The organism is Dickeya oryzae, from assembly GCF_020406815.2.
Taxonomy (GTDB): Bacteria; Pseudomonadota; Gammaproteobacteria; order Enterobacterales; family Enterobacteriaceae; genus Dickeya; species Dickeya oryzae.
The window spans coordinates 1,970,039-1,986,608 of record NZ_CP162670.1 but is presented as its reverse complement, the minus strand read 5'-3'; the positions used below and the strand labels follow the sequence as shown (position 1 = coordinate 1,986,608).

Annotated in this window: 16 protein-coding genes, 1 tRNA gene and 1 pseudogene; 11 read left to right on the top strand and 7 right to left on the bottom strand. The window is 52.6% G+C overall.

The window, feature by feature from the left end; translation table 11 throughout:
- Window positions 1-101: 101 nt before the first annotated feature.
- Window positions 102-800, bottom strand: coding sequence for a 16S rRNA pseudouridine(516) synthase RsuA (gene rsuA, locus LF929_RS08660; RefSeq protein WP_038906376.1), 699 nt, complete (start codon window positions 798-800; stop codon window positions 102-104).
- A gap of 276 nt (window positions 801-1,076) precedes the next feature.
- Between rsuA and LF929_RS08655 the strand changes: the two genes are divergently transcribed.
- The 3 genes from LF929_RS08655 (at window position 1,077) to rplY (ending at window position 3,643) form a co-directional block, all read left to right on the top strand.
- The gene (locus tag LF929_RS08655; protein ID WP_038904653.1) at window positions 1,077-1,316 is read left to right on the top strand and encodes a YecH family metal-binding protein; all 240 of its coding nucleotides are present in this window, start codon (window positions 1,077-1,079) and stop codon (window positions 1,314-1,316) included.
- On the top strand, window positions 1,316-3,076 hold the full coding sequence (locus LF929_RS08650) for a DEAD/DEAH box helicase (RefSeq protein WP_226093147.1): 1,761 nt from the start codon (window positions 1,316-1,318) through the stop codon (window positions 3,074-3,076). Before LF929_RS08655 ends, LF929_RS08650 begins: the two co-directional genes overlap by 1 nt.
- A gap of 279 nt (window positions 3,077-3,355) precedes the next feature.
- Complete coding sequence (gene rplY / locus LF929_RS08645; protein ID WP_226093148.1) at window positions 3,356-3,643, top strand: 50S ribosomal protein L25; 288 nt, start codon at window positions 3,356-3,358, stop codon at window positions 3,641-3,643.
- A 217-nt stretch (window positions 3,644-3,860) separates the two neighbouring features.
- Here rplY and LF929_RS08640 read toward each other — a convergent pair whose 3' ends face one another.
- The 4 genes from LF929_RS08640 to yejK form a co-directional block, all read right to left on the bottom strand.
- Window positions 3,861-5,078 carry an OFA family MFS transporter gene (locus LF929_RS08640; RefSeq protein WP_024109877.1) on the bottom strand — a complete coding sequence of 406 codons (1,218 nt, stop codon included), beginning with the start codon at window positions 5,076-5,078 and terminating at the stop codon, window positions 3,861-3,863.
- 196 nt (window positions 5,079-5,274) lie between these two features.
- Window positions 5,275-6,012, bottom strand: coding sequence for a LytTR family DNA-binding domain-containing protein (locus LF929_RS08635; protein WP_016942547.1), 738 nt, complete (start codon window positions 6,010-6,012; stop codon window positions 5,275-5,277).
- Between the two features lie 12 nt (window positions 6,013-6,024).
- Window positions 6,025-7,737, bottom strand: coding sequence for a LytS/YhcK type 5TM receptor domain-containing protein (locus tag LF929_RS08630; protein WP_226093149.1), 1,713 nt, complete (start codon window positions 7,735-7,737; stop codon window positions 6,025-6,027).
- A gap of 232 nt (window positions 7,738-7,969) precedes the next feature.
- A complete protein-coding gene (gene yejK, locus LF929_RS08625; RefSeq protein WP_016942549.1) occupies window positions 7,970-8,980 on the bottom strand; it encodes a nucleoid-associated protein YejK in 1,011 nt (336 codons plus the stop codon).
- Window positions 8,981-9,142: 162 nt separating this feature from the next.
- Here yejK and LF929_RS08620 point away from each other — a divergent pair, with 162 nt between their 5' ends.
- The 8 genes and pseudogenes from LF929_RS08620 to LF929_RS08585 all read left to right on the top strand — a co-directional run.
- Window positions 9,143-9,373: a YejL family protein gene (locus LF929_RS08620; protein ID WP_012885051.1), complete on the top strand. Its 231-nt coding sequence runs from the start codon at window positions 9,143-9,145 to the stop codon at window positions 9,371-9,373.
- 13 nt (window positions 9,374-9,386) lie between these two features.
- The gene (gene yejM / locus LF929_RS08615) at window positions 9,387-11,159 is read left to right on the top strand and encodes an LPS biosynthesis-modulating metalloenzyme YejM (RefSeq protein ID WP_226093150.1); all 1,773 of its coding nucleotides are present in this window, start codon (window positions 9,387-9,389) and stop codon (window positions 11,157-11,159) included.
- Window positions 11,160-11,237: 78 nt separating this feature from the next.
- Window positions 11,238-11,314: transfer RNA gene (locus LF929_RS08610), tRNA-Pro, on the top strand.
- 241 nt (window positions 11,315-11,555) lie between these two features.
- On the top strand, window positions 11,556-11,798 hold the full coding sequence (locus LF929_RS08605) for an ABC transporter ATP-binding protein (RefSeq protein ID WP_210174897.1): 243 nt from the start codon (window positions 11,556-11,558) through the stop codon (window positions 11,796-11,798).
- Window positions 11,799-12,122: 324 nt separating this feature from the next.
- Window positions 12,123-12,362, top strand: coding sequence for a hypothetical protein (locus tag LF929_RS08600; RefSeq protein WP_210174898.1), 240 nt, complete (start codon window positions 12,123-12,125; stop codon window positions 12,360-12,362).
- A 43-nt stretch (window positions 12,363-12,405) separates the two neighbouring features.
- Window positions 12,406-12,882 (top strand): GNAT family N-acetyltransferase, encoded by a 477-nt coding sequence (locus LF929_RS08595; RefSeq protein ID WP_038904658.1) that lies wholly within the window; start codon window positions 12,406-12,408, stop codon window positions 12,880-12,882.
- A 526-nt stretch (window positions 12,883-13,408) separates the two neighbouring features.
- Window positions 13,409-14,224 carry an SDR family oxidoreductase gene (locus LF929_RS08590; RefSeq protein WP_038908266.1) on the top strand — a complete coding sequence of 272 codons (816 nt, stop codon included), beginning with the start codon at window positions 13,409-13,411 and terminating at the stop codon, window positions 14,222-14,224.
- A 29-nt stretch (window positions 14,225-14,253) separates the two neighbouring features.
- Window positions 14,254-14,637 (top strand): annotated as a pseudogene (locus LF929_RS08585) (SDR family NAD(P)-dependent oxidoreductase); the annotation flags it as partial.
- 149 nt (window positions 14,638-14,786) lie between these two features.
- Here the strand turns inward: LF929_RS08585 and arsC are convergent.
- Window positions 14,787-15,212 carry a glutaredoxin-dependent arsenate reductase gene (gene arsC / locus LF929_RS08580; protein ID WP_210174899.1) on the bottom strand — a complete coding sequence of 142 codons (426 nt, stop codon included), beginning with the start codon at window positions 15,210-15,212 and terminating at the stop codon, window positions 14,787-14,789.
- A gap of 43 nt (window positions 15,213-15,255) precedes the next feature.
- A complete protein-coding gene (locus LF929_RS08575; protein ID WP_210174900.1) occupies window positions 15,256-16,539 on the bottom strand; it encodes an arsenic transporter in 1,284 nt (427 codons plus the stop codon).
- Window positions 16,540-16,570: the final 31 nt, after the last annotated feature.

Here is a 16,570-nt window from a genome sequence, read left to right as displayed (position 1 = left end):
GACAGAAGAACAGTTCCCGCCGCCATAGCAGCGGGGCAAAAACGTCAGGCCTGATCACACACATCAAGCCAGATGAGGACAGACCGACGACAACGCGTTGGTTACTGCCCGAAACTGTCGACTTCTTCCTGTGTCAACGGCCGGTATTCACCCGGCTCCAGCGTGTCATCCAATGTAATGGCACCAATACGTTCACGATGCAGCGCCACCACGTGGTTGCCGACCGCCGCAAACATACGTTTCACCTGATGGTAACGCCCTTCACTGATAGTCAGACGGACCTGATGTTCAGACAGCACCTCCAGTGTGGCTGGGCGGGTCAGGTTCTTCTCATTATGCAGTTGAACACCTGCCTGAAATTTTTCCGCCGTATCTGCCGCCAGTGGCTGCTCCAGCGTCACCAGATAGGTTTTTTCACAATGGTGCTTTGGCGAGGTAATACGGTGTGACCACTGCCCATCATCGGTCAACAGCACCAACCCGCTGGTATCGATATCCAGCCGCCCGGCAGCATGCAACTTGTGCGCGACCGGTTCGTCCATGAAATACAAAATCGTCGGGTGGTCAGGATCGTCAGTTGAGCACACATAACCCTGTGGTTTATTGAGCATGAAATACCGCGGCCCATTCTGCTGCTCGAGTACATTGCCGTCGAACGCCACTTCATGCTCTGGCAACAGTTTGAATGCCCCGCTTTTTACCACCTCACCGTTTACTGTCACACGCTGTGCACGCAGTTCGCGCACTATCAGAGAACGGCTGATTCCCAACTGCTGGGAAAGAAATTTATCCAATCGCATTAATGAATGACTGCCTATGGTGATCACGAATTGCCGGTCAGGTACGGACGTAACGTCACCTGACAGGAATAAGGCGTTGTCTTTCACACCGAACATCCTCTTTCAGAAAAGATATTGATGTAGACCGCCTCTCTGTATCGTTTAAAAAAGCATAATAAAAGCAACTTTACCACGTTGCCATCCTGCCGCTATCGGCCGGCAATGCACGTAAAGTCTATAGCGATGCTTCGCCGTCATACGGCGATAAATCGCCCGATAATTATCAGGAGACCTATTATGTCATCGATTCACGGTCATGAAGTATTACATATGATGGTGACCGCCAACAGATCCTTTACCACTGATGAACTGATTGCCACCATCGAGGCGCGCTTTGGCCGCGATGCCCGCTTTCATACCTGCTCTGCCAGCGACATGACCGCCGCCGGGCTGGTGCAATTTCTGGCTGACAAAGGCAAATTCATTGCGCAAGATAACGGCTTTACGACCCACGAAAGCAAAATCTGCCGCCACTGATGTCATTTACACTGCGCCCGTACCAGCAAGAAGCGGTTGACGCTACCCTTGCCTATTTTCGCCAGCACACCGCTCCGGCGGTGATCGTCTTACCCACCGGCGCAGGCAAAAGCCTGGTGATTGCCGAATTGGCGCGGCTGGCGCGCGGGCGGGTATTGGTACTGGCGCACGTCAAAGAACTGGTTGAGCAGAATCACGCGAAATATTGCGCATTGGGTTTACCGACGGACATTTTCGCCGCCGGGCTCAACCAGCGTGACAGCACGGGCAAAGTAGTATTCGGCAGTGTGCAGTCGGTCGCTCGCCATCCTGACAAATTTGACGATGCGTTTTCGCTGCTGATTATCGATGAGTGTCACCGCATTAGCGACGATGAAAACAGCCAGTATCAGCAAATTATTCAGCACTTGCAGCGAGCAAATCCCCGGTTACGGCTACTGGGGTTAACGGCAACGCCTTATCGCCTGGGGCGGGGGTGGATCTATCAGTACCATTACCACGGCATGATCCGTGGCGACGAGAGCTGTTTGTTCCGCGACTGTATCTACGAATTGCCGCTGCGTTACATGATCCGCCATGGTTTTCTGGTGCCACCGGAGCGGCTCGATATGCCAGTGGTGCAGTACGATTTCAGCCAGTTAGCCGCCCGCAGTCATGGCTTGTTCAGCGAGGTGGACTTAAACCGGGAAGTAAAACGTCAGCAGCGGGTCACGCCACAGATAGTCCGCCAAATCATCGAGTACACCGCCGATCGGCGCGGCGTGATGATTTTCGCCGCCACGGTGGAGCATGCCCGGGAAATCGAAGGATTGTTACCGCCCAGCGAAGCAGCGCTTATCAGCGGGGAAACCCCTACCCCACAGCGTGACGCGCTCATCAGCGCCTTCAAACAGCAGCAGTTGCGCTATCTGGTGAACGTGTCGGTATTGACGACCGGTTTTGATGCACCGCATGTCGACGCTATCGCCATTCTACGCCCGACGGAATCCGTCAGCCTCTATCAGCAAATCATCGGGCGTGGCTTGCGCCTGTTTCCCGGGAAAACCGACTGCCTGATACTCGATTATGCCGGTAATCCCTTTGACCTCTACACGCCAGAGGTCGGCAACAGCAAACCGCACAGTGACAGCCAACCCGTGCAGGTATTCTGCCCACAATGCGGTTTCGCCAACCTGTTCTGGGGTAAATGCACCGATGACGGCAGCGTAATAGAACATTACGGCCGCCGCTGTCAGGGCTGGCAGGATGACGAGCACGGCAAACGCCAACAGTGCGACTACCGTTTTCGTTTCAAGAGCTGCCCGCATTGCGGCGCGGAAAACGATATCGCCGCCCGACGTTGCCAGACCTGCGATGCGCTGTTGGTTGACCCGGATGACATGCTAAAAGCCGCGTTAAAGCTCAAAGATGCGCTGGTGCTACGCTGTAGCGGGATGCAACTGCAACACGGTACCGATGCTAAAGGCGAATGGCTGCGTATCACCTATCACGACGAAGACGGTGCCGATGTCAGCGAGCGCTTTCGCCTGCATACATCAGCCCAGCGTAACGCGTTTAACCATGTGTTTCTGCGTGTTCATCAGCGGGCACCCGGCGTCCCGTTCCATTGGCAACGCGCCGACGACGTGGTGGCCCAGCAGGCGTTGCTGCGGGCGCCGGACTTCGTGGTGGCTCGCCTGCAGGGAAAATACTGGCAGGTGCGGGAAAAAATCTTCGATTATCAGGGCCGCTATCGCCGGGCAAACGAACTGCGCAGCTAGCCTTAGGCAGTTTTATTTGCCCGCACGGCCATATTCCGCTAGAATCTCGCCCGCTTTTACTTCGAATATCAACATATACCCAAAATAATTCGAGTTGCGGGAAGGCGGCAAGAGAGTGAATCCCGATGAGCTTACTCAGGTAAGTGATTCGGGTGAACGAACGCCGCCAACACACCTGCAACTTGAAGTATGACGGGTATAGTTATTTGAACAAAGCGGATTATCCTGCCTGTTGCTGGGTCGCCTGTAACAGGGTCATTTTATTAAGTAGAGAAAGCAATGATTACTATCAACGCAGAAGTACGTAAAGAGCAGGGTAAGGGTGCGAGCCGCCGCCTGCGCACTACCGGTAAATTCCCCGCTATCGTTTACGGTGGTAGCGAAGCACCGGTTTCCATCGAACTGGACCACGATATCGTTAAAAACCTGGAAGATCGTAACAGCGAAGGCCTGTACGGTGAAATCGTCCTGGTTATCGATGGCAAAAAAACTAAAGCAAAAATCCAGGCTGTTCAGCGTCATCCGTTCAAGCCGAAACTGACTCACATCGATTTCGTTCGCGTGTAATTACACTACAACGTTTCGACGAGCCAGCAAAAACGCCGCACAACTGTGCGGCGTTTTTGTTTGTGTCTTCTCCACGACTTATCCCTGCCATGTTTCTCTTTTCCATGTTGATCCCTGTCATGTTGCCCTCTGCCATACCCACCCAACCACAGTCCCCAGATAAAAAAACGCCACCGCAGGTGGCGATGGCGTTTGGCTACACGTAAGCATGTGATTATCAGGCGTGGCTGCCGTGAGCAACCAGCGGGATGTCCTGCTCACGCGGCGCTTTCGGCGGCTGGATAAACAGGGTAATCACCAGCGAAACCACCGACAACAGAGCAATAGCGATAAAGGTGCTGTGGAAGCCGCCCAGTGCGGCGGCGATAAAGGAACCGGCCAACGGGCCTAAGCCAAACCCCTGATAAATCAGCCCATAGTTTTTACTGTGGTGTTTGAGGCCGAAGAAATCAGCCACAATCGCCGGGTAGACCGTAATATTTCCGCCGAAGCAGAAGGCTACCGCCCCGGTGCACAGGAAGAACGTCATCGCATTGAGCGGCAGGAACGCCATCACTGTGACAGCCAGTGCAGTGACCAGCAGCGTGAAGTTCAGCACCCGCAAACGACCGACTTTATCAGACAGATACCCCAGGATCAGGCGACCGGCGGTGTTGCAAATGGCAATCGCTGATACGGCGCTGGCAGCCGTGACCACATCCAACCCAGCCATTTTGACGCCGATATCCTTCACAATACCGATCAGGTACAACCCACTCATGCAGGAGGTGAAGAACACCACAAACAGCAACCAGGCCTCTTTGCGACGCAGCATTTCACTGACCGTGAAGTTAACGTTGCCGCCCTGAGCCGCCGTCTGGACCGGCTGTACCGGTGCATCTTTCAGCAGCATCGCGCCGCCGGTGATCATCACTAACGCCATGGCTCCCCACCAGAAAAACGTCTGGGACACACCAACGTGCGTCAGCAGCGCGCTATTGACGTATTTAAACACCAGACTCCCGGTGCCATACGCGCCGACGGACACCCCGGCAATCACACCTTTGCGATTCGGGAACCACTTGATCAGATTGGATAACGTGGTGATGTATGCCGTACCGTCGGCAAACCCGACCACGAGCCCGACCAGTAACCACAGCATCGGCAGTGACGACACCATGGATGTCGCCATCAACGCCACACCCAACACCAGACCGGCAATCAATGTCAGCTTGCGGATACCGATACGCTCCTGAATGCGGCCAGCAAACAAGGTCGCGAAAGCCAGGAAAAAGCTGGTAAGGGAAAACGTTGTGGCAACCGAACTGAGCGGCCAGTGAAATTTATCAACCAGCGGTTGATTGTAAAGACTCCAGGTATAGATGGTTCCCAGCCCCATTTGAGACAGGATGGTTCCGGCAACAATAACGCCGCGATTTACTGGTTTTCCGTTCATAACGGTAGCCTCGATTTTTCTGGTGTAACGACAATGCGGGCAAAACGGCCTGCGAATGGCACCAGTATAAGGAAGGGTCACCACCACGGATTAAAGAACGGCATGAACGGCATGAATCAGGGAATGAAATGCATCCAGAGCGGTATTAATGACAGTAAATCTATCTTCTCATGTCTGACGTCTGATCTCCTCACCACTACAGACGCATCAGTTGACGGAATTCCCGCACTTTGCTGCGGCTCACCGGCACCTGAAAATCCAGATCGCTCAGTTTGAGGATATAGGTATTGTTGAACCAGGGTTCTATCTCACGGATCTTGCTCAAATTTACGCAATACGAACGGTGGCAGCGAAAGAAGTAGGCCTCCGGCAAGCGGCTGCAAAACTCGGTAATGTTCATCGACATGACAAATTCATCACGCCGGGTGTACACAAAGGTCAGTTTTTCGTGGGATTCAGCGTAATAGATATCGTGGATGTTGGTGACGATAATCCGCTTATCTTTGACCAGATTGATGGTCATCGGTGCCGGACGGTTGCTGTCGCTGCTGGGATGAGCAGGTAATTGCTGTTGCTGCCACGCCGCTTCAAGTTTTTGCAGCATGCCGACAATGCGGGTTTCGTGATAAGGCTTGAGAATATAATCGAACGCTTCCAGCTCAAACGCCTCTACCGCATGATTCTTATAGGCGGTAATGAAGACAATCAGCGGCTTATGCGCAAACTGGCTGATGTTTTTCGCCAGCATCACCCCATCCAGCGAAGGGATGTTGATATCAAGGAAGATGACATCCACTCGATTATCCTGCAGGTATTTCAGCACATCGAGGCCATCATCAAACACCGCATCCACGTCTATCTGGCTGTGTTGCTTGATAAGCCAGCTCAACTCCTGCTGTGCCAGAAATTCATCTTCGACAATGATCGCCTTCACGTTATTCTCCTGTCACCGGCCCTGCTCTGAGGGAAACGCCACCGCGTTATCCACACGCTCAGTGTTGTCGCGGGTAATAAAAAATTCGATTTCCGTCCCCGGGTTGAGGCGACTAATGTGCAACCCCTCCCCATACAGCAGTCTGATCCGATGATGTACATTGAGCAGACCAATCTTATTACCCGGTAATTCATTGCGCTCCACGCGGGCAATCACTTCATCGCTGATGCCAATACCGGTATCACGCACCGCCACCCGGATGCGGCCCCCCTGCTCCCGGATACTCAACGTCACCACCCCCTTGCCTTTGCAAGAACGGATACCGTGAACAATCGCATTTTCAACCAGCGGTTGAATCAGCAGACCGGGAATCAGGCAACTGACGTCCTCATCAATCTCGTAAATCACCGTCAGCTTATCGCCAAAGCGCGCCTGCTCAATGGCGATGTAATCTTTTATCTGATAAAGCTCGCTTTTTATATCAATCAGTTCCTCGTCATTGCGCTCCAGGTTGTAGCGCAGATAACGCGACAAATTGATAATAAGCTGGCGCGCGGTATCTGGGTTGAGCCGGATAGACGTGGAAATGGCATTCAGCGCGTTAAACAAGAAATGTGGATTGATCTTGCTTTGCAGCGCCCGCAGCTCCGCACGGTTTGCCATATCACGCAGTTGCTCAGCGCGTGACACCTCAAGTTGGGTGGAGATAATTTGCGACAACCCGACAGCCATCTCTTTGAGCGACCAGGTGATGCGGTGCGCCCGCTGGTAATAGATTTTTAGCGCACCGGTCACTTCGCCTTTTTCCCACAGCGGGATGACGATCATCGAATGGATTTCCGGGGTGCGGTAGGCCTCATCATTGTTTTTGATGATAATCTTTCCGCTCTTGAGCGCCAATTGCGTCGTCGGGCTCAGGTCGCGATCGCCGCTGTGGTAGTTCTCTTCCCCTACCCCCACGTAAGCCAGCACCTGTGAGGTGTTCGTGATCGCCACCGCGTCGGCATCGATATCGCAACGGATAATACCGCAGATCGTACTGAGCGACTGACTATTGATATGGCGAAACAACGGCAGCGTTTTATTGGCGATATCCAACGCCAGCTTGGCCTGCCGCGCAGCTACCGCCTCTTTTTCTCCTTCCACGCTACGCACCAGCAGCACGATCAACCCAATACTGACCGCCCCCAGAATCATCGGAATTGCGATATGCGCGACAATGTCCAGCCCCAGTGAAAACGGCCGGGCCCACAGTACAACCAGCAACATGGTCAGCGACTCGCACAACATGCCGCCGACAATGCCCACACTCCAGTGGCGATCACGCGGGATGCGGTGGTGAATCCAGGCAGACATAAACCCGGCGACAATGCTGGTGATAAGGCAAGGGACCGAGGTAATACCGTGCATATCGATCAGGTAACGATGCACCCCGGCGATCACCCCCGTGGTAATGCCCACCCACGGCCCAAACAGGATACCGCCGGACATCACCGCGACCACTCGCACATTGACCAGTGACCCCTCCACGTTGATGCCGGACCAGGTACTAAACAACGCAAACAGCGAAAAGATGGCAGTAACCACCGCCAGGTCAAAACGTGAGTGCTCATCCTGCTGAAGCAGTTGACGAAAATGTCGTGTTCGGGTCAGGAAAAACAGGCAAATAAGCATCAGCGCCGCACGGTCATAAACCGCCAGCACCATGTCAAAGATAGAACGCACGGGAATCTCACCACCTATACAGCCGAATATCCATCATAAAACAAGGGGCAAGCACTGCCAAACCCGTTTGCAGTCAGAGACTATTTCTGCCTGAACTATTGTTGTATGAATTGTTGTATGAATAGTACGCTACGTGAATTGAATACAGGAATAAAACACTGCGTGATAGCGCGGGGCCTGCGTCGAGGCTCCCATCACAGGAGGCCTCGACGCAGGCGAAGGAAAGGGAAAATCAGCGATCGCCGCCGCCAAACCGACGCTGCAACTGGTCGCGCAGATTAGGTGGCGTGCCTTTGATGGTCAACGTATCAGTAGCCGGATCCCAGAAAATACGTTCGCCTAACAGCAGCGCATCGAAATTAATGCTAAGCCCGCCACCGCTACCGGCAAATTTGGTCAACTGGCGCAACGTGCTGCGATCGGCCGGGAAGCTCTCTTCCAGCTCATACCCTTGTTCAGCGGTAAACGCCTGGAAGGTTTTCTCGCCCAGTGGCGGCAGTTCGTTTGACAGCGCCTCCAGTTCGATTTCCTCCCCAGCCTGCAACTGTTCATTGCAGTAGCTGTATACCTGCTGACGGTATTGCTGACGCTCGTTTTTATCCAGTTGTGCATCAGTGCAGTAATCATCCACTGCCTTCAGCAGGCCTTTATTTTGCGCTTTGGTATCCAGCCCTTCAGCCGCAGCCAGGAAATCCATAAAGAAATCAGACACCTTACGACCAACGCGACCTTTAAGAAACGTCAGGTAACGGGTGGATTCCGGGCTGGTTTCCCATTCGGTCAGATCGATGCGCGCCACGATATCCGCATGGTGGATATCCAAATAATGGGTACTGCTGATATCCAACTGTTCATTGACCCGCAGGCTATTACAGCTGTTCAGCACCGCAATCAGCAGGTACTCGACGGCCAGATAACGGTACTGACAAAACAGCACCACACCACCTTCCGCGAAGGGGTATTTCGCCAGTTCATCACGTAACCGGCCCGTCGCCGCACGCGAGAAAGCCAGAAAGTCATCATCGCCTTTACGGCAGGAACGCAATGCCGCCGCCAGTTCGCTCTCTTCGTTAAACAGGCCATATGCCTTACTTTTAGCGCTGTAGACGCGATGCAGCTCCGCCATCATATCGCTGACCGCGCCGTTCACGGTCAACAACGAATCGCGCAACACCATGTCCAGCGACTGCTCGTCACGTTTGACCAACTGGTGCAGGGCAATCTGGTCGATATCCAGACTCATGGTAAACTCTCCTTCTAGTAAGGCGCGTATTCAAGCACCTGGTGTTCCGGCATGCAACTCAAAAGCACCTCGATTCTGACGGTCGGCATTGATAAAAGTGCGGAAAACCACGCCCCTATACGGTAATATATTTGCCTTTCACCACCAGAGATACACGATTTTATGCCGCAATCATCCCGTTATAGTGACGAACAAATCGAACAATTGCTGACTGATCTGGTCAATGTACTGGAAAAGCACCACACTCCGACCGATCTTGCACTGATGGTGCTCGGCAACATGGTCACCAATCTGCTCAATACCAGCATCGCGAATCCGAAACAGCGTGAAGCGTTGGCGGGTTCTTTTGCCGACGCGTTGCAGGCGTCTATAAAAACTAACGACATCCATTGATACCGGCCCGTTTATGGTAACCAACCGTCCGCGCTACCGTGAAAAAGTCTCCCAGATGATAAGCTGGGGGCACTGGTTCGCCCTGTTCAACATTCTACTCGCACTGGGGCTGGGTAGCCGTTATCTGTTCGTTGCCGACTGGCCATCGTCACTGCCTGGCCGGCTGTATTCGTTGGTAAGCTGGCTGGGGCACTTCAGCTTTATCGGTTTTTCCACCTATCTGCTGATCATTTTCCCGCTGACATTTATTGTGATGTCGCAGCGATTGCTGCGCTTCCTGTCGGCGGCACTCGCCACCGCGGGTCAAACGCTGTTGATTGTTGATGCGTCCGTATTCAGCCGTTTCCATCTCCACCTGAATATGACGGTCTGGGATTTGGTGACCAACCCGGACCAAAGCGAAATGGTGCGTGACTGGCAGCTACTGTTCATCAGTGTGCCGGTTATCTTCATGGTGGAGATGTTATTCGGCACCTGGTGCTGGCAAAAGCTGCGCAGTCTTAACCGGCGTCATTTCGCCCGACCCATGGCGGCCGTCTTCATCGTGGCATTCTGCCTGTCTCACCTGATGTACATCTGGGCAGACGCCAATTTCTACCGCCCGATCACCATGCAGCGCGCCAACCTGCCCCTCTCCTACCCGATGACGGCTCGCCGTTTCCTAGAGAAACATGGCCTGCTCAATGCGCAAGAATATGAGCGCCGTCTGGCATTGCAGGGCAACCCGGACGCGGTCTCGGTAGAATACCCGCTCAGCGACATCAGTTTCCGCGATGCAGGCAGCGGCTATAACCTGTTGTTGGTGGTGATGGATAGCGTGCCGGATCAGGACACACCGCATTCCATGCCCAACCTGGCGCGCTTCGCTGAAGAAAACGTACGCTTCAGCAACTATTTCAGCGCCGGTACTCAGCAAGATGGCGGTCTGTTTAATCTGTTTTATGGCATCTCCACCACCTACATGGACGGCATACTCGGCAGCAGCAAACCGTCTGCGCTGATCGATGCCCTGAGTCAGCAGGGTTACCAGTTTGGTCTGTTCTCCGCCAGCGGATTTAGCAGTCCATTGTACCGTCAGGCCCTGCTATCCGACTTCTCGCTGCCACCGCCCCAATCGCAAAGCGATGACGCTATCACCACGCAGTGGGTCAAGTGGCTGGACAACAATACCGGTAGCCGTTCGCCCTGGTTCTCGTTCATCGAGTTTAACCACGCGACCACAGGCAGCAATGGCCGCCCGCTTGCCGCTGGCGAACAGCAGCGTCGTTACCGTCAGGATACCGCCAGTATTGATGAGCAAATCGACCGCATCATCACCACGCTGCGGGAGAAAAACCTGCTCGACAAAACGGTAGTAGTGATTACCGCCGAGCAAAGCAGTGCCGAACGCCTCAAAGACGACGACCCGTCGCCAATGAACCGTGAACGCCGACAGGTGCCGCTGGTCGTTCACTGGCCGGAAACCCCGGCACAGACCATCAGCAAAATGACTGACCCGAAAGACGTGATGACCACGCTGATGCAACGCCTGCTGCATGTGAAAACCGAAGTGGAAGATTACTCGCAAGGAGAGGACTTGTTCAGCGCTGAACGGCGGGCCAACTGGTTACTCAACGGCGACAGTAATTCGTTGACCATCATCACACCGCAGCAGGTCATTCAGTTAGGTCGCAACGGCAGTTACCGGGCTTACGACGCCAATGGGCGCTTATTACCGGATGAAAAACCGCAGTTAGGGTTGCTCTTGCAGGTGCTGACGACTGAACGGCGATTTATTGCTAACTAACTGCCTAAATCTAAAGCAGTCGTTTAGGGCGGCTATTGCAATCGGGTCAGGAAACGGTAGTATAGCGGCCCATAGCATCGGCACGTAGCGCAGCCTGGTAGCGCACCGTCATGGGGTGTCGGGGGTCGGAGGTTCAAATCCTCTCGTGCCGACCAAATACTACTTCCGTAAGTACCGGTTACTGACGGAAACCCCACAGAAACCCGCATCCTCTCTGAGTTTGCGGTTTTTTTGTTGCCTGTTATCTGCCGGGATACCCCGTTTACAGCCGGAAGAGTCAGCCACGTAAGCAGAGCCGAAAACATACGCCACTACCCATTATTTTCTCGTCGCCTTGCCCTCTTCCGCTACAGAAACCACAATAGATGCAAGATAACCATTTTGTGAGGTTTCATCATGGATGCTATGCCAGTTAAGCTGAATGACCATTCTTCTGCCCAATTAGTCGCGCCAGTAACGACGACCGAACGGGTACACACCTTTCTGGCAGAACAGGAGTCTATTGAAGAGAATCTCGCGTGGGAATACCGGCAAATTGCCGAAATTGAACAGGCAATCAAAGAAGCCCATGCAGGCGATTTTGTTGCGGCGGATGAAATGGATAAACTGTTTCAAAAGTTAGGAGAAACAGAGCAATAAGAAAATTAAGCAATGACGCCACTATCCCTCCCCTACAGGGCCGTTAGCTTCTGTCTACGTATTTTCTGTTTCGCCCGGTGTGGAGGTTCGGTTTGTTATTGGGTCAACAAGGCGCAAAACAGAACCGAGCTGGGACTATCTGCAAAAGTGTGGGATGACTTGACCTATACTACCCCATGCCAGAACGGTCGTGATCTTTATTCCGTGAGATAGTCCGATTTATCGGGCAGCTTAGAGCCAGAGTTTGCACTTGAACGAATTCCCTCCGTTGATATAGAAAGATTAGAGCAATTCTCGAAGGTTACGAGCGGAGAAACGTTAGAAATGAACGAATCTCTTTTGCTTGCATTCGCAAATGCTGACTTAGGCAAGAATAGCGGTCGTTACGACGACGGCACTATTATTCCAACAAATCTCTGCAAAATATTTGTAAGAATTGGTATAGGCATGCCCCGGTATTCTACATCCGGCTCTGCTGCCCAATCAGATATCAAGGCACCATCAGCAGAAACCAAGTATAAAAAACGAATTATATTGACGCACTGGAACCGCCAACGTTACTAATATTGTCCGATTTGCTGTAGGAACTATCGCTAAGGAGTAAGGGATGATCTCGTTCCGTTCGATGACTGAAGAAGAGTATCCAGCTTTTCTTGAATATTTTATTCCTGATTATGCTGATGAGATACGGTCAAACTATAGACTTTCCCCAACTGATTCTCTTACAAGAGCGACTAAGGAAATATCGGAAACACTAACTGGGGGAGTGAATACTCATGGGCACGTACTATGGTGTCTTTTTGAACGGTCAGATCAAACTGACAGGCATATCGGCTATATCTGGTATAAACCAGATACGGTTATGGGTAGTGCTTTTATCTACGATTTTCATATCTTCAACTCCTGTCAGGGAATAGGGCTTGGTAAACGAACTCTTCGTGCTTTTGAAGAGAATCTACGGGAGAACGGTTTTAAAGAAATCAGACTACGTGTTGCTGGTGATAATGCCCGTGCCCGACATATCTACGAGAACAGTGGATTTGGTGTTACGGGTATCAACATGAGTAAGGTTATTGCGGGCTGAGGTACTAAAAAATAGCCAGAGTAATATTGTTTTTTTCCTTCTTAATAATATGCCTTCTGCCTGAGCATGTAGCTGGGGATGTCGCTATGAATCACCTGGCTATCAGCGGTGACGGTGAAGAGGCGATGGACGATTTCTACTTTTCAGTCTTGATTATCAGGATCATCGTATCGTCTGTTTTCGCTTTTGCCCTGGCGTCCTTGATCGGAAGGCTTTTGAAAAAGAAAAGATAGTTTCTTCGTCCACGACTGGTTGATGAATCAGCCGGTTGGTCGTACTGCTAATCCATCACTCACGTTGCAATAATGGCAACCAGTCAGTGAGACACACAGCAGGCAATACAGCCCTGCGAACGATAACCACCATACCGTTAACCAACCACAACCCGCTATTTCATACCCCGCCTGTCGGTCGTCCAACGTGAAACGCTGAATGTCTTAAATGAATACCATAATCGTCATTTAAGACACCCCTTTCTTGATTATGGTTCCTCCATCAAATCAATAGTGACTGAAAGGAGCCTGCCATGACCTTCGCAACACAACCCAGTAAAGGCACAGCCGTGATCACTGGTGCATCAACCGGTATCGGGTCTGTTTACGCCAACCGCCTGGCACACATGGGCTATGACCTGATTATTGTGGCCCGTAATCACAACCGTCTGAACCAGATGGCAAGCCGTATTACCGCCGATACCGCCCGTAATGTGGAAGTGGTCGCGGCGGATCTCGGTGATGCTCAACAACTCGCCCTGCTAGAGAGAAAACTGCGTGACGATGCCAGCATTACATTGCTGGTCAACAATGCCGGAATGGGTACACATACGCCGCTGTTATCCAGTGATGTGGATCATATGCAGGCAATGATAAACCTCAATGTCACCGCGCTGACCCGTCTGACCTATGCCGTCGTACCGGGGTTTGTCGCACGTGGTACCGGTGCTGTTATCAATATCTCCTCCATCGTCAGCCTCGCTCCGGAACTGCTGAACGGCGTTTACGGTGGAACAAAAGCCTTCGTGCTGGCTTTCAGCCAGTCATTGCACCACGAACTGGCCGACAAAGGGATTCAGATCCAGGCCGTACTGCCGGGTGCCACGGCAACCCCATTTTGGGATAACGGCGGTTTACCGCTGGAACAACTCGATAAAGCGATCGTCATGAGTGCAGATGACCTGGTTGATGCCGCACTGGTGGGTTTCCTTCAGGGGGAACGGGTGACGATCCCTTCTCTGCACAACGAGGCTGAGTGGCTGGCAATGGAAAACAGCCGCCAGGCCATGATGCAACACCTATCAAGCAACGTACCGGCTGAGCGCTATCGTGCCAGCATGACGCACTAACGTGCTACTTATCCAACAGGTATATGATGATGAAACTGACCGGCAATACAATTTTTATTACGGGTGGCACTTCAGGTATCGGCCGTGCCATGGCAGAAAAATTCCACCAGCTTGGCAATCAAGTGATCATCTCAGGTCGTCGCAAAGCCTTGCTGGACAAGGTTACCGCTGCCTGGCCGGGAATGGATTCCGTGGTGCTGGACGTAACCAGTGCTTCAAGCATTAAAGCGGCGGCGAAGGAAGTACTGTCACGCTATCCGTCACTGAACGTGGTGATCAACAACGCAGGCATTATGCCGTTTGACAATCCTGCAGGTGAACTGGATGACGAGATGGCCACCACGTTGCTGAACACCAATCTGCTGGGTACCGTGCGGGTCAGCGCCGCATTCGTTGAACACCTGAAACGACAGACGGCATATGCGGGAAGTGTTTATTCGCGGTTACGGTATTCCCCCGCAGTCGCTTCGTACTGGCAGGTAGTGTCTCAGTGTCGTTTTTATCGGCGCACGACACTGCGGCATCATTACCGGGAGAGATGAAGAAAGATCTTCGCCCTAGGTTATTTAACACGCTTTCCCGACGCATCAATCACTCGCTCGCCATCCTCTTTAATAAATTCGCCTTGTTGTGCGTCAGGCAAAATATCCAGCACCACTTCTGACGGACGGCATAGCCGGGTGCCAAGTGGCGTGACCACAATCGGGCGGTTAATCAATATGGGGTGAGCCAGCATAAAGGCGATCAGCTGTTCATCGCTGAAGCTATCGTCAGCCAGACCTAACTCGGTGTAAGGTTCTACGTTTTGACGCAGCAACATACGCGGGGTGATACCCATCGCACGAATCAGCCCTTCAAGCTCCGCTTTAGAGGGCGGTGTTTCAAGGTAGTGAATAACGGTAGGTTCAACACCGCTATTGCGAATCAGCGCCAGTGTATTGCGCGATGTACCGCATGCTGGGTTGTGGTAAATAGTAATCTCTGTCATTGCCCTATTCTCTTTGAAAAGCCGATGCTGAAAGCCGCATCGGTTAAATAGAAAGATGTAGCGCCAGTGCTGCCAGCGTCACGAATAGCACCGGCAACGTCATCACCACACCAACACGGAAGTAATATCCCCAACTGATGCGAATGTCTTTTTGCGCCAGTACGTGCAGCCACAACAATGTGGCAAGACTGCCGATAGGGGTTAGTTTGGGGCCTAAATCACAGCCAATAATATTGGCGTACGTCATGGCCTCACGGATGACGCCATTAGCCGCAGAAGCATCAATCGACAATGCGCCGATAAGTACCGTCGGCATATTGTTCATCACTGATGACAACACCGCCGTGAGGAAACCGGTGCCTATCGTCGCCACCCACAACCCTTGTGCGGCAAAATAATTCAGCACATGGGACAGGTAATTAGTCAGCCCGGCATTACGCAGACCATATACCACCAGATACATACCCAGTGAAAACACCACAATCTGCCAGGGCGCGCCGCGCAGTACACTGGTGGTATCAATCACCTTCCCTCGCCGGGCGACCAGCCAGAGGATCACGGCAGCGATCGTCGCGACTACGCTAACAGGCACCCCATGTGGCTCCAGCACAAAAAAGCCGCTTAACAACAGTGCTAATACACACCATCCTGCCTTGAACGTTTGCCTGTCACGAATAGCCGCCGCGGGATCTTTCAGTTTGTCCAAATCGTAATCGGCCGGAATTTCCCGGCGGAAAAACAGGTGCAAGACGCCTAATGTGGCAACAACAGCAGCGATATTGACTGGAATCATGACCCGCGCATAGGTATTGAAACCGATACGGAAGTAATCCGCCGTGACGATATTAACCAGATTGGATACCACCAGCGGCAGGCTGGAAGTATCGGCGATAAATCCGGCAGCCATCACAAAGGCCAGTGTTGCGCCGCGACTAAAGCCCAATGCAGTCAACATCGCCACTACAATCGGCGTGAGGATCAGGGCAGCACCATCATTCGCGAACAGCGCAGCCACCAGCGCCCCCAGCACAATCATCAAGGAGAACAGACGCTTGCCCCGCCCGTGTCCTTTGCGAGCCATGTGCAGCGCGGCCCACTCAAAAAAGCCAGACTTATCGAGCAGTAAGCTGATAATAATGATCGCAATAAACGTGATAGTCGCATTCCAGACGATGTGCCATACCACGGGAATATCGTCTATGTGAATCACCCCGGTGGCCCAGGCCAACACAGCCCCGAACGACGCACTCCAGCCAATCCCCAACCCGCGAGGTTGCCAGATGACCAGAATCAGCGTCAGTATAAAAACGGCTCCAGCCAGTACCATGCCATACTCCCATCAACACATATGAAATAAC

What these genes read in the sequence shown, in the direction of transcription:
- rsuA (WP_038906376.1), bottom strand. Translation starts at nt 800, where the DNA reads ATGCGATTGGATAAATTTCTTTCCCAGCAGTTGGGAATCAGCCGTTCT.
- LF929_RS08655 (WP_038904653.1), top strand. Translation starts at nt 1,077, where the DNA reads ATGTCATCGATTCACGGTCATGAAGTATTACATATGATGGTGACCGCC.
- LF929_RS08650 (WP_226093147.1), top strand. Translation starts at nt 1,316, where the DNA reads ATGTCATTTACACTGCGCCCGTACCAGCAAGAAGCGGTTGACGCTACC.
- rplY (WP_226093148.1), top strand. Translation starts at nt 3,356, where the DNA reads ATGATTACTATCAACGCAGAAGTACGTAAAGAGCAGGGTAAGGGTGCG.
- LF929_RS08640 (WP_024109877.1), bottom strand. Translation starts at nt 5,078, where the DNA reads ATGAACGGAAAACCAGTAAATCGCGGCGTTATTGTTGCCGGAACCATC.
- yejK (WP_016942549.1), bottom strand. Translation starts at nt 8,980, where the DNA reads ATGAGTCTGGATATCGACCAGATTGCCCTGCACCAGTTGGTCAAACGT.
- LF929_RS08620 (WP_012885051.1), top strand. Translation starts at nt 9,143, where the DNA reads ATGCCGCAATCATCCCGTTATAGTGACGAACAAATCGAACAATTGCTG.
- yejM (WP_226093150.1), top strand. Translation starts at nt 9,387, where the DNA reads ATGGTAACCAACCGTCCGCGCTACCGTGAAAAAGTCTCCCAGATGATA.
- LF929_RS08605 (WP_210174897.1), top strand. Translation starts at nt 11,556, where the DNA reads ATGGATGCTATGCCAGTTAAGCTGAATGACCATTCTTCTGCCCAATTA.
- LF929_RS08600 (WP_210174898.1), top strand. Translation starts at nt 12,123, where the DNA reads ATGAACGAATCTCTTTTGCTTGCATTCGCAAATGCTGACTTAGGCAAG.
- LF929_RS08595 (WP_038904658.1), top strand. Translation starts at nt 12,406, where the DNA reads ATGATCTCGTTCCGTTCGATGACTGAAGAAGAGTATCCAGCTTTTCTT.
- LF929_RS08590 (WP_038908266.1), top strand. Translation starts at nt 13,409, where the DNA reads ATGACCTTCGCAACACAACCCAGTAAAGGCACAGCCGTGATCACTGGT.
- arsC (WP_210174899.1), bottom strand. Translation starts at nt 15,212, where the DNA reads ATGACAGAGATTACTATTTACCACAACCCAGCATGCGGTACATCGCGC.
- LF929_RS08575 (WP_210174900.1), bottom strand. Translation starts at nt 16,539, where the DNA reads ATGGTACTGGCTGGAGCCGTTTTTATACTGACGCTGATTCTGGTCATC.